Below are 12237 nucleotides of genomic sequence, written 5' to 3'. Positions count from 1 at the left end.
CCCAGCACCTCGGAGACGATGCCGCACACCGCGGCCTCGAGCCGGCTGCGCGGCTGTGCGTCGAGCGTCTCCGATTCCGGTTGGTCCAGCAGCGCGACCACGGCGCGACGGTCGAGCTTGCCGTTGCCGGTCAGCGGCATCTGCTCGAGGAGCTGGATCCGGGTCGGGATCATGTAGCCGGGGAGCAGGTCCGGCAGCGTCGCGAGCAGCTCGTCGACGCCGCCCTCGAAACCGGTCACCGCCGCGACGAGTTTGGGCGCGCTCGTGCCCACCACCGCGGCGACCGCGTGACGCACGCCCGGCGCCGCCCGCAACGCCGTCTCGACCTCACCCAATTCGACGCGGTAGCCGCGGATCTGGACCTGGTGGTCGGCACGGCCGAGGAATTCGATGGTGCCGTCGGGCCAGTACCGGGCCATATCGCCGGTGCGGTACCAGCGCAGACCCTCATGGTGGACGAAACGCTCCGCCGTGCGCTCGGGGTCATTGCGGTAACCGGCGGCCACATTCGCGCCGCCGACCCAGAATTCGCCGGGCACCCAGTCCGGGCAGTCGCGCCCGGACGGACCCACCACACGGCAGCGCACATTGCGCAGCGGGACCCCGAACGGCACGGTCTTCCAGGAATCCGGCGGATCGGTGACCTCGCAGATCGTGTTGTGGATGGAGGTCTCCGTGGCGCCACCCAGGCCGGCGAAACGGCAGCCGGGCACCTGGACGGCCAACCGACGGGCGAGATCGGCGCCCACCCAGTCGCCGCCGAGCGTCACCGCGCGCAGCGAATCGCCCAGGGTGTTGCCACCGGTCTCCAGGATCATGTCGAGCATGCTCGGCACGCAGTTGAGGATCGTCACGCGATGCTCGCGCAGCAGCGCCACCCACGCCGTGGCTTCCGCGCGCTGCTCGGCGGTCATCGCCACCACCGAACCGCCGACGGCGAACATGCCGAACATGTCGTACACCGACGCGTCGAACTCGAGCGCCGACAACCCGAGTACCCGGTCGTTCCGGTCGACCTCGAACCAGCTGTTGACGGCGTCGATGGTGTTCATCGGGCCGCTGTGCGGCACCTCGACGCCCTTCGGCGTACCGGTGGATCCCGAGGTGAACAGCACATAGGCGATGGCCGACGGATCCGGGAGCACCGGCTCGGCCAGGGGCGACGGATGCTTGCGCGCCTGCGACAGCGGAACGCACCGCACGGCGGCATCACCCATATCGGCGCCGTCGGCGACCAGCGCCGCCACCACATCACCGGTCCGCAGGATCTCCGCACGCCGCTTCACCGGCTGGTCGAAACCGATCGGGACATAGGTCGCACCCGCGGCGAGCACGCCGGTGACCGCCAGGATCTGTTCGGGCCCCTTCGGCAGCTGCACGGCGACCGCATCGCCCGGCCGGACGCCGTTCGCGTGCAACGCGGCTGCCACCGCGAGGGCCTGATCGGCCAGTTCCCGGTAGGTCCAGCCGCCGGGCACTCCGTCGCGGGTCCAGATCACCGCGGGCGCGTCCGGGGTCGCGGCCGCGTGGTCGAACACCCCGGCGTGCAGCACACGGCCGGACACCGGCCCATCGGTGGCGTTCACCGTCGCCCGGACCGCGGCCTGCGCGGCAGGCAGCCGGACGGCCGCCTCGGCCTCCCATCCCGACGGGCTCGACAGCCGCTGCACCGCCTGGGTGTAGGTGGCGAACATATCGGCGACCATGCCGTCCGGGAACGCCGACTCACGCACGTCCCAGTTCAACAGCAACCCACCGCGAACCTCGGTGACCTGCGCGTCGAGCAGGACCTGCGGCCCCTGCGAGATGATCCACACGGCCTCGCCGAAGGTCTCGGTGACCGCCTCGGCGAACAGTTCGCCGAGATTCAGCGCGCTGGTGTAGACGACCGGCGCGAGCACCGGCTCGCCCCGGAACCGGCCGAGGTCGCGCAGCACCTCCAGTCCGGAATAGGCCGCGTGCGAGGCACTTTCGTGCATCGTGGCCTGCAGTTTGCGAGCACGTTCGGCGACGGTCAGGTCCGGGCTCACATCGACGTCGACCATGATCGAGGAGGTGAAGTCGCCGATGACACGATCGATCCCGGCCGATACCGGTTCCCGTTGGAACAGCGGGACGTTCAACAAGAACCTCGGCTGCGCGGACCAGCCGCCGATCGTGTCGGCGAACACCGCGGCAAGCGCGACGGCCGGCGTGATGCCGCGGGCATGCGCCGTGTCCAGCAGACGCTGCTTGGCCTCGGGTTCGAGCCAGTGGTTGTAGCGGACCGTGCGATGCGGTTGCGCGCGCTCCGACAGCGGGATGGTTGGGAGCTCGGGGGCCGCGGGCAGGTCGGCGAGCCGGTCGCGCCACCAGGCCTGATCGCGCTCGCGCGCTTGCTGATCGGGGGTGCGTTCGGTGAGGTAGCGGCGGTAGCTGTAGTCCTGCGGCGGCAGTTCGGCGCCGTGGTAGAGGTCGGCCAGGTCGGAGATGAGGACGCGGTAGCTCATCGCGTCCCCGGCGATCATGTCGACATCCAGATGCAGGCGGGTACGGCCGCCGGCGAGCAGGGTCAGGGTGAGGTCGAGAACCTGACCCTCTTCGATGGCCAGCCGCTGGTGCGTCTTCTCCTCGCGCAGCCGCGCGAGTTCGGCATCGGCCTGCTCCGGGGTTCGGTCGGTCAGGTCCACCACCTGGAAAACCGGTCGGCCCGGTGCGCGCAGTGTCTGCTGGGTGCCGTCGGGCAGGAACCTGGTGCGCAGCATGGGATGCGCCTCGATCAGCGCGGCGGCCGCCCGCTCCAGGCGTACCGGATCCACCGATGCTCCGTCGAACTCGACGTACAGGTGTGCGGCCACCCCGCCCAGCTCTTGTTCCTCGGCCCGGCCGATCCAGTACGCGTGCTGCATGGACGCCATCGGGAACGGCTCCAATTCCGCGTCGGCGTCCGGCGCCGGATCGAGCGGTTCGACCGGCCGGCCGGAATCCGAGGTTCCGGATTCGGCGACCGGCGCCGCGCCCGCGTCCGCTTGCACGGGCGGTGTCCGGCCCTCGAGCAGGCTCGACCAGTTCGATACCGTCGGCGTCTCGACCAGCTCGGCGAAGGTGATGTTCACCCCGCGCTTGCGCCAGCTCCCGGCGAGCTTCATGGTCCGGATGGAATCCAAGCCCAGCTGGATCAGGTCCGCGTCGTCGGCGATCTCACCGGGCGCGAGGCCCAATTGCGCGGCGATCGCCTCGCGGATCTGATCGGGACCGATCTGCTGTGTTGGCTCCATGCGCCGCTCGTTCTCCTCGTTCGTCATCCGCTGTGGTACCGCGGGCCGGCACTGGCGTGCCGAGACCTGGCCATAATATAGGGTTGCCTAACCTTCCTTGGAGTCGCCTGCGTTCTGGAGTTCCTGCCAATGCTGGAGAGTCGGTGCGCCGGGCCCGTATCCGCAGTAGTCTGTGCCCGTCCGGCATCAGACCGGCCGCCAAGGAAGGGATATCGTTGCTTCGCAAGGCGTTCACTGCATTCGCAGCTGCATCGACCGCGGTGATCGCCATCGGCGCTGCCGCGGCACCGGCCTCCGCCACACCACCACCCGCACCGGCGCCCTCGGCACCCGCGGCATTCCAGGGCCTCGACCCCTGCGCACTGATCCCGCCCGATATCGCCGATCGGATCAGCGGGGTTCCCGGCATCCAGCCCATCCGCCAGCCAGGCCTGGCACCCGGCCAGCATCTCGAGGATTCCGACGGCTGTAGCTGGGTCGCCGGCGACACCGAACGCATCGGGGTCATGTTCTGGGTCCGCCAGCGACTGGAACAGTTCCCGCCGAACCCGGACGATCCGACCGCGCGCCGCCTGATGAACCAACTCGGCCGCCCGTTCCAGGTCTTCCTGCCGCACCCGGGTGAGAACGCCGAATACTGCAGCATCACCGCGCCCTACAGCGACAACCGTGAAGTGACGGTCATTCTGCGTTCGCAGGCCCCCGGCCCGGCCCCGGTCACCCCGGCCGACAATCCCTGCTCGCGCAACGCCGAATCCCTCGGCACCATCTTCGCCGCGGTCCCCTGGGCCTGAGCAGGAGGCGTTCGCAGCGGTATCGGCGAACGCCTCCGACCCGGTCCTACTTGCCGACGGCGGCGAAGGTCGAATCGAGCTTGTCCAGCACGTACGGCACCGACAGAGCGGTCGGGGTGTTGATCGCGCTGATGGTGACGATGTCGACGAAGGTCATCCCACCCGACTTCACCGACGGCAGATCGTTGTAGCCCGGCAGTTCTTTGAACTTCTGCTCATAGGCGGGCATGGCGCCGCACATCAGGATGTCGGAGGTCAGGTCGTCGAGACGCTCCGGTGACAGCGCCAGCCTGCCACCTTCGGGAGCCTCGGCGACGATGTTCTGCGGAATGCTCAGACCCAGATCGTTGAACAGCTTCGCCGAGCCATCCTTCGGGTCGGCGAGCACCATGAGCTGCGACGGCCCGGTCAGCATGCAGGTGAGGAAGGTCTTGCCGGCCAGGTTCGGATACTTGTCGGAGACCGCAGCCACCTTGGCATCGACGTCGGCGATCACCTTGTTCGCCTGATCCTCTTTGTGCAGCACCTTGCCGAGGGTGCTCACCTGGTCGGTCCACAGGTCGACCTGCGCGCCCTCGGTGACGGGGCCGATGGTCGGCGCCAGCTTGGACAGCTTGTCGTACATGGCCTGATCGACCAGGAAGGCCGGGACCAGGATGAGATCGGGCTCCAGCGCCGCGATCTGCTCGGCGAGGTCGGAGCCCTGCTTCAACGCGGTGGCCTCCAGCAGCGAGTCGGGCGCCCACGGCGCCTTCTCCTGGCCCGCGAGGATGGCGACGCTGTCGGCATAGCCGACCGGTGTCACCCCGAGCGCCAGCGTCGCGTCCAGCCACTGGTTGCCCAGCGCGACAACGCGTTCAGGAGTGCCTTCGACCGTGGTCTCGCCGAGGCCGTGCTTGACGGTGACGCCTGCGCCGTCGCCACTACCGGAGTCGGCGCCGCAGGCCGCCACCGAAACGGCGAGCGCCGTCGCTATCGCAGCCAATCCCAGCCGCGCGAGCAGGCCGCGCCGCGCCGTGGTTCGTGCCAATGTCATTGCGTACTCCTTGCGGTCAACCCCGACCTCTGCCGGTCGATAATAGGCAAGCCTAACCTCGGGTGAAGACGAGGCGTCCGTCGGCGGTCCACCTGGCCGTGTCACCGGTGCGGAACAGCCGGCCCCCGGGCTCGAACGGATCGTCGATGAAAGCGCCCGCCCGTTCCGCCACGACCGCGTCCGCGGCCAGCGCGATTCCGCCGACGTGCACATCACCGAGGACGCCGGGCGCGACCGGCCGCAACCGCTTGTCGAGCAGCAGAATTCGCGCCCCCGGCACCGGGCGCACCCGGTCCCCATCACGCAGGGAACCCCGCGCCGCGGCACCCAGATACCCGGGCACCCGATACGAACAGGTGGCCACCGAATCCGGCGCGAGCTGCCGCAGTCGTTCGGAAAGCTCCGCGGACCACCCGATCCCGGCGACGTCCCACCGCTGCACCGTCGGCAGCGGCCCGGTATCGCAGGCGGCAAGATCTGCCAATAACCGCGGTGCCGCGATCACCTGAGTGACCGCGTGCTCGACGATCAGCTCGGCCAGCGCCACCGGATCGGTGCGCTGCGCGGCCGTCGCCAGCACGAGCGTCGCGCCATCGGTCAGCGCGGCGAGCAGATCCACCACCGATTGCGCGTCATCGGGATCGAGTGCGAACAGCCGCACATCGGCGCGGCGGCGAGCCGGATCGGTATCGGCGCGGCGGCGGTCGGCGGCGACGCAACGCCGATCGGCGATGGCGGCCACGAGGGCGTCGACCGGAAAGGTCGATGGACCGAGTCGGGCCGTCGCGACGGGGCCGACGAACCGCTGGGCGGGCTCGGCGCCGTACCGGCCCGTCGGTGGGGATACGGGGGCGGCCGGGATGAGCCCGGCGAGCTGCTCGATCAATCGATCCACGACGGAGTCGTCCGCCGCGGCGGTGCCGGATTCACCGAGCCGGTCGAAGAGTTCGCCGTAGGTGAGCGCGACGCCGCCGTGGCGCAGGGCCGTCCGGACTCCGGGGACGGCCCGGCCGTGCCGGAACACGGTGGCGAGGCCGCGCAGATCGGCGGGATCGACACCGGTCGACCATTCGCCGAGCACACGGTCCCGCTCGGCCGAGGTCATCAGGCGCAGTTCGCTGACCCGCCGGCTGGGCGCATCGGCGAACTGCTCCAGCACATTTCGCAGGTAGCGGGCGAGCATGTCGGCGGTCGCGGGATCGTAGCGGCCGGCGTCGGCGACCAGCCGCACCTCGAGCGCGCCGTCCGGGGCCGGGGCGAACTGGAAACGCAGCGCTGCGCCATCCGGACCGGGCGCCCGTGCCTCATCGGCGTCGCCGAACCGGGCGAGTCCGTTCGCCTCATAGATCACTGCCCGCGAGATCGCACTGCCGAGCTCCGGGCCGGAACCGACGGTCCACTCCGGTGCGCGAAGCGCGGCCGGGGTCGCCGCGCGAGCGCGATCCAGCAGGTCGGCCAGGCTCGGATCGCCTGCGGAACCGGTCCGCAGCAGCCACGTTTGCCCGCCGTGCTCGCCGGGTCCGGCCGACGTCGAAACGGCTTGCCCGGCCGCCGATTCCACGATGACGAGATCGCTGTCTACTCCGAGGGCGTGCAGCACTCCGGCGACGGCGGCCTGATACAGCGGGAATTCCGAGGCACCACCGGCTTCTGCTGCCGCGCCGAGCCGACGGCGCAGGTCGGGCGTGATCGCGAAGGTAACAGTGTGCGGTCGGGGCGACCCGGGTAAACCTTGCCGACCACCGCCATCGACGCACAGCGACTCGAGGTGGGCACGGACGGTGCCGCGGCGAGGTTCGAACAGCGCACGCTTACGCAGGAGGTCGGTGCCCGATCGCTCGATGCCGGACCGGTGTGCTCGCGGGCTCGCCGCATCATTGGCAATGGTCGACATGACTACCTCCGGCACCGCACTGGCTCTACGCCGCTGACTGTCTGGCTCGCTTCCGCCGTCTAGACCGGCGAATCGGTGAGATACCCACCGCGACGGAAGAATTCGGCGCCATCGTGCTCGACGCCGTCGGCGGTGCGAACCGCGGTGATCACCAGGCCGTGATTGCCGCCGCGGAACGCGTCGGGGCCACAGACCACGGTGCCGCCCTCTTCCTGCACGATGACGCGGCCCGGCGTGCCGCCGTAGCGGGCCGCCGACACTCGCGAGGCGAGGATTTCGACCTTTTCGCCGCGGTAGTAGCTGAAGGCGCGGGGGTACGGCGCGGACAGTGCGCGCACAAAACGTTCCAGGTCGACCGCGGACCAATTCCAGTCGATGCGGCTGTCGCGCTCGGAACGCTTGTGGAAGTAGGTGCGCTCTTCCTTGTTCTGCGGCCGCCAGACCGCGGTACCGGAGGAGATCGCGTCCAGGGCCTCGTGCACCGCGCCGGGAATCAGTTCCATGCCGGCCAGCACCAGCTCGGTACCGGTGACGTCGGGGCCGATGGGAAGGGAACGCTGCACCAGGATGTCGCCGGTGTCGAGCTGCTCGTCCATCCGGTGCACCGTGAGGCCGAACTCGCTCTCGCCGCTGATCAGCGCCCAGAGCACCGGGGAGAAGCCGGTGAATTTGGGCAGCAGCGAATCGTGCAGGTTCAGGGTGCCGTGCGGCGGCATGTCGTAGAGCTCGGCGGGCATCCAGGTGTACCAGCTGTTCACCACGATGACGTCCGGCTCGGCCCGCTTGACCAGGTCGATGGTCTCCTCGTCGGCCCGTTCGGTCACATGCACCGGAATGCCGTGCTCACGGGCCAACTCCTCGACCGAATCCGACCAGATGCCCTTGTAGGAGTGCTCGCTGGCGGGATGGGTGACGGCCAGCACGACCTCGTGCTCCGAATCGATCAGAGCCTGCAAAGTCTTGCGACCCCAGGTCTGGAAGCCGAACGAAACGATACGCATAACCGAAAACCCTCATCCTCGATGCCAAGTAAGGCAAGCCTAGCCTACCGGCCCTGGTGGTTACCTCGAGGGCCTGGCCGAGCGCACCGACTCACGTTCCGCGGCGCCGGCGGCCGTCGTGGTGGTGGCCAATACTCGATCCGAAAGTTGGCCGAGGCAGCTGAGATTCGGGAAACCCGGCCCCTGCGCCAAACCGGCCAGATTGGGCAGATACAGCTTGGCGTCCAGCCCCTCGACCGACAGATCGTGGCCGATCGCGGCCTCCACCCGAGCCTGGGTGATCGGCCCGCCGATCGCGAGCTCGACCAGATCGGCGGCGTCGGTGTCGAACAGATCCAGGAACCACAGCGCCTGGCCGCCGGTGGCGTCGACCACCAGATCGAAGGTGTGCACCTGATCCGGGCGCAGCTCGTTGCGCAGCGTGAGCGCCACGCCGTCGCCCTGTTCGGCCACCCGGACCACCCGGCCCTGCAGGTGATGCACCCGGTTGTCGGCCATCAGCGATTCCTGCACCCGCACCGAGAACACACCACGGTCGGCGCGGCGAACCACATCGCGGCGCTCGTCCAGGCTCAGCGCGCGCCACTTGGCCGGATCACTGAACAGTGAATTCTCGAAGTAGCTCTCGCCACGGGTGTAGATGGTGGCGGCCGGCGAGATGACCGAAACGGTGAGCACGTCGTGGCGTACCAGCTCGTCCATGGCCGAGCCCGCCGTCTCGCCGCCGCCGATCACCGCGGCCCGCGAGGAAACCGGCAGTTTGCGCTTTCCGGCCAGGTCCCAGAAATCCGCGATGCTCAGCACCTTCGGATGCTCGGCCAGCGCGCGCCTGCTGTTACCTGGACCGGTGATCATGAGCCGGTCGGCGTCGATTTCGCTGACCTCGCCGTCGGCGTCGGCCACCGTCACCAGCCAGCCGTCGGCCGCCGCCGAGATCTTGCGGACCCGCCCGGTGACGAGGTCGAGATCGATCTTGCGGGCGACCCACTGCAGGTACTTGGCCCAGACATTGTGCTGCGGACTCGGCCTGCCCCGATCGATCCATTCGGCGTAGGTACCGCGTTCGACCAGGAAAGAGGTCCAGCTGAAGGCCATCATGGCCTGGTTGATCGCCTGATTGTGGCCACGCGCCCAGGTGGAGTGGTACGGGAAGCCCAGATCCTTCTCCGGGCTGGTGCCAAGCCGGTGCCTGCCGTCGGTCCAGCCGCCGCTGGCCAGCCAATTACCGCCCACCGCATGCGGTTCCACCACTGTCACGTGTGGGGCAGGCAAGCCGAGCGTCCGCAGCACGTGCGCTTTGGCCGCAACGGCCATCGCCTTCGGTCCGGCACCGACTACGACAAGTCTGTCCACTGGTTCTCCCACTCTCTCGACGGCCACAGTCATGGGCGCGCAGCCGCGACCGCGGCCACCGACCGGATTCCCGCGCCACCGTGCGACGACGTCGACCCAACGCATGCTGCCGACACACAGGATGCACTACTCTCCCGCGTTTGCATAGGCTTACCTTACATGTCGCGGTCGCGCCGCCGGCCACCTCACCCCTCGGTCACGGGTGGGTCCGCCCCTGGCGGGGAATCGCGTGCCAGGCCACACTGTTGACGCTCGACAACGACGCCGCGATCGAGGAGACCAACATGACCACCGGATCCGAGCAACTGATCGACACCACAACAGAATTCGGAACGAAGGCCGCCCGCCGGTTGGCCGAAGAACAGGTCGTCTGGCTGACGACCGTCGGCCCGAGTGGCACCCCGCAGCCGAACCCGGTGTGGTTCCTCTGGCGCGACGGCGAATTCCTGCTGTTCAGCCAGCCCGACCGGCCCAAGCTGCGCAATATCGGCGGCAAATCCGCGGGTCTCGCTCAACCTCAACAGCACCGAATCCGGCGGGGACGTGGTGGTCCTCACCGGGACCGCCCGCGTGGACGAGGCCACTCCCACTCCCGAGGAGATCGAGGCCTATGTCGAGAAATACACCGAGGGCCTGGCGAGCATCTCGATGACGCGCGAGCAGTTCTTCGAGGAGTATTCGGTGCCGGTGCGCATCACCCCGGACCGGCTCCGCGGCTTCTGACCAGGACCGTCGACTACTGTCGTCACCGATGAGAAGAAGGCAGCAGCCGCCGCTGCCGAAGCGGTACGGCTTGGATCCGGCTCGGCTGCGGCTGCCGGAAGACGGCGAATGGGCGACGATCCGCGACCATCTGGTGCATCGTCTGCCGAGGGTGCCCGCCGCCCGCATCGATGAGCTGCTGCGCGAGGGCGGCATCGTCGATTTGGACGGGCCGATCGCCCCCGACGCACCGTACGTTCCGGGTGGCGCGGTGTGGTTCCACCGGGACCTGCCCGCCGAAACCGAGGTGCCCTTCGACATTCCCATCGTGCACCGCGACGAGCACCTGCTCGTGGTGGACAAACCGCACTTCCTGGCGACCATCCCGCGTGGCCAGCACATCCTGCAGACCGCGCTGGTCCGGCTGCGGCGCGAGCTGGACCTGCCGGACCTGATCCCGGCCCACCGCCTGGACCGGGCGACGGCAGGTCTGGTGCTGTTCGTGATCGATCCCACTCGGCGCGGCGCCTACCAGACCATGTTCCACAAGCGCACCGTCGGCAAGGAGTACGAGGCCATCGCCCCCTACGATCCGGCGCTCGAGCTGCCGCGGACGGTGCGCAGCCGGATCATCAAGGAAAAACACGTGCTCGCCGCGCAGGAGGTGCCGGGCGAACCCAATGCCGAGACCAGGATCGAACTGCTCGAACACCGCGACGGACTCGGCCGCTACCGGCTGTACCCGCACACCGGCCGCACCCATCAGCTGCGGCTGCACCTCAATTCGCTCGGCATCCCGATCCTCGGTGACGACTTCTATCCGGTGATCACCGACAAACCGGTGAACGATTTCACCCGCCCGCTGCAACTGCTGGCATCCGCGATCGAATTCACCGACCCGATCAGCGGCGAACCCCGACGATTCGAGACCCGGCGCACGCTCCAGGCCTGGACCGATCCGGACGGCTGGCACAGCGAAGGGTGATCAGTATCGCCGTCCCAGAGAACGCACAGGAACGCTCCGTACACTATCGGCGATGCTCTCCACCGACCTCGACTCCGCGGCACCGGTCCGCCGCCACAAGATCCACGCCTACCTCGATGTAGCCGTCGTGGTCGCGGTGCTGGCGGGTACCAATCTGATCGCGCATTTCACCACCGCCTGGGCCAATATCGTCACCGTTCCGGTAGCGGCCGTCGTCCTGCTGACCATGATGCGCAGGCGTGGTCTCGGCTGGTCGGAGCTGGGCCTGTCGCGACGGCACTGGAAGACCGGCGCGCTCTACGCGCTGGCCGCCGTCGGCGTGGTGCTCGCGGTGGTCGCCATCGGTGCGGCGCTGCCGATCACCCGGCCGTTCTTCATGGCCGACCGCTACGCCACCATCTCCGGTGCGCTCATCGCCTCGATGATCATCATTCCGCTCCAGACGGTGATCCCCGAGGAGCTGGCCTTCCGTGGCGTCCTGCACGGCACGCTCGGCCGCGTCTACGGTGCTCGCGGGGTATTCGCCGCCGGTTCGCTGCTGTTCGGCCTCTGGCATATCGCCTCCTCGCTCGGCCTGACCTCGGGCAACCGCGGCTTGTCCGAGATCGTCGGCGGCGGCGTGGCCGGGCAGATCGCCGGCATCGCGCTGGCGGTGGCGGCCACCGCGGCGGCCGGTGTGGTGTTCACCTGGCTGCGCCACCGCAGCGGCAGCCTGCTCGCGCCCATCGCGCTGCACTGGTCGGTCAACGGCGCGGGCGCGCTGGCCGCGGCGATCGTCTGGCAGACCACGATCGCCTAGCCGAGCGGCACGTCTCAGCGCAGCGCCGGAATCACCTCGCGCTCGAACAGCTCGATCCCGGACAGGTCGTAGGCGGCCTCGGCGAAATAGCAGATCGCGTACTCCATACCGAGATCGCGCAGCTCGGACAGGTTGGCGATCACCTGCTCGACCGTGCCGACTCCAGGCATGCCGACGAACGCGCTCAACGAGGCGTCCACCTGCTCGGGCGGGGCGAACCGGGCCAGATGGTCGCGCAACTTGTCCAGCCGCTGCTGCACCTCGGTTTCGGTGCGGCCGATGGCGATGTTGAAGTCGGCGGTGCGGGTGATGGCCTCGAAGTCGGTCCCCGCCTCCGCGCAGTGCTTGCGCAGCACCTCGGATTTGTGCGCGAAGCCTTCGGGCGTGCCATCGAAGTTGGTGTAATCGGCATACCT

The 12237-nt window shown here is 68.9% G+C and carries 10 protein-coding genes and 1 pseudogene; 5 read left to right on the top strand and 6 right to left on the bottom strand.

All coding sequences use genetic code 11. From position 1 onward, the window contains the following. Positions 1-3257 (bottom strand): non-ribosomal peptide synthetase (locus RJ05_RS03940; protein ID WP_036533221.1); only part of this gene is annotated, 3257 nt, incomplete at its 3' end. Positions 3258-3472: 215 nt separating this feature from the next. On the opposite strand from RJ05_RS03940, the gene RJ05_RS03935 reads away from it, so the two are divergent. After that, positions 3473-4051 (top strand): DUF3558 family protein, encoded by a 579-nt coding sequence (locus RJ05_RS03935; protein ID WP_158682440.1) that lies wholly within the window; start codon positions 3473-3475, stop codon positions 4049-4051. A 46-nt stretch (positions 4052-4097) separates the two neighbouring features. Here RJ05_RS03935 and RJ05_RS03930 read toward each other — a convergent pair whose 3' ends face one another. The 4 genes from RJ05_RS03930 to RJ05_RS03915 are packed head-to-tail and all read right to left on the bottom strand — an operon-like array spanning position 4098 to position 9335. Beyond that, positions 4098-5087: an ABC transporter substrate-binding protein gene (locus RJ05_RS03930; RefSeq protein ID WP_051016213.1), complete on the bottom strand. Its 990-nt coding sequence runs from the start codon at positions 5085-5087 to the stop codon at positions 4098-4100. A 52-nt stretch (positions 5088-5139) separates the two neighbouring features. Beyond that, on the bottom strand, positions 5140-6981 hold the full coding sequence (locus RJ05_RS03925) for an AMP-binding protein (protein WP_051016211.1): 1842 nt from the start codon (positions 6979-6981) through the stop codon (positions 5140-5142). A 59-nt stretch (positions 6982-7040) separates the two neighbouring features. Next, complete coding sequence (locus tag RJ05_RS03920) at positions 7041-7982, bottom strand: methionyl-tRNA formyltransferase (RefSeq protein WP_036533213.1); 942 nt, start codon at positions 7980-7982, stop codon at positions 7041-7043. A gap of 60 nt (positions 7983-8042) precedes the next feature. Beyond that, the gene (locus RJ05_RS03915; protein ID WP_036533211.1) at positions 8043-9335 is read right to left on the bottom strand and encodes a SidA/IucD/PvdA family monooxygenase; all 1293 of its coding nucleotides are present in this window, start codon (positions 9333-9335) and stop codon (positions 8043-8045) included. A 284-nt stretch (positions 9336-9619) separates the two neighbouring features. Here RJ05_RS03915 and RJ05_RS32805 point away from each other — a divergent pair. The 4 genes and pseudogenes from RJ05_RS32805 to RJ05_RS03900 all read left to right on the top strand — a co-directional run. Continuing rightward, positions 9620-9772 (top strand): annotated as a pseudogene (locus RJ05_RS32805) (TIGR03667 family PPOX class F420-dependent oxidoreductase); the annotation flags it as partial. Between the two features lie 106 nt (positions 9773-9878). Continuing rightward, the gene (locus RJ05_RS32800; RefSeq protein WP_306306371.1) at positions 9879-10058 is read left to right on the top strand and encodes a hypothetical protein; all 180 of its coding nucleotides are present in this window, start codon (positions 9879-9881) and stop codon (positions 10056-10058) included. Between the two features lie 28 nt (positions 10059-10086). After that, complete coding sequence (locus tag RJ05_RS03905) at positions 10087-11022, top strand: RluA family pseudouridine synthase (protein WP_036533208.1); 936 nt, start codon at positions 10087-10089, stop codon at positions 11020-11022. A gap of 52 nt (positions 11023-11074) precedes the next feature. Beyond that, a complete protein-coding gene (locus RJ05_RS03900) occupies positions 11075-11821 on the top strand; it encodes a CPBP family intramembrane glutamic endopeptidase (RefSeq protein ID WP_036533206.1) in 747 nt (248 codons plus the stop codon). Positions 11822-11835: 14 nt separating this feature from the next. Here RJ05_RS03900 and RJ05_RS31275 read toward each other — a convergent pair. After that, positions 11836-12237 (bottom strand): LLM class flavin-dependent oxidoreductase (locus RJ05_RS31275; protein WP_036533204.1); only part of this gene is annotated, 402 nt, incomplete at its 5' end.

The sequence above is a fragment of the Nocardia cyriacigeorgica NBRC 100375 genome (assembly GCF_000308555.1).
Classification (GTDB): Bacteria; Actinomycetota; Actinomycetes; order Mycobacteriales; family Mycobacteriaceae; genus Nocardia; species Nocardia cyriacigeorgica.
This window is presented reverse-complemented; position numbering and strand designations above follow the sequence as displayed.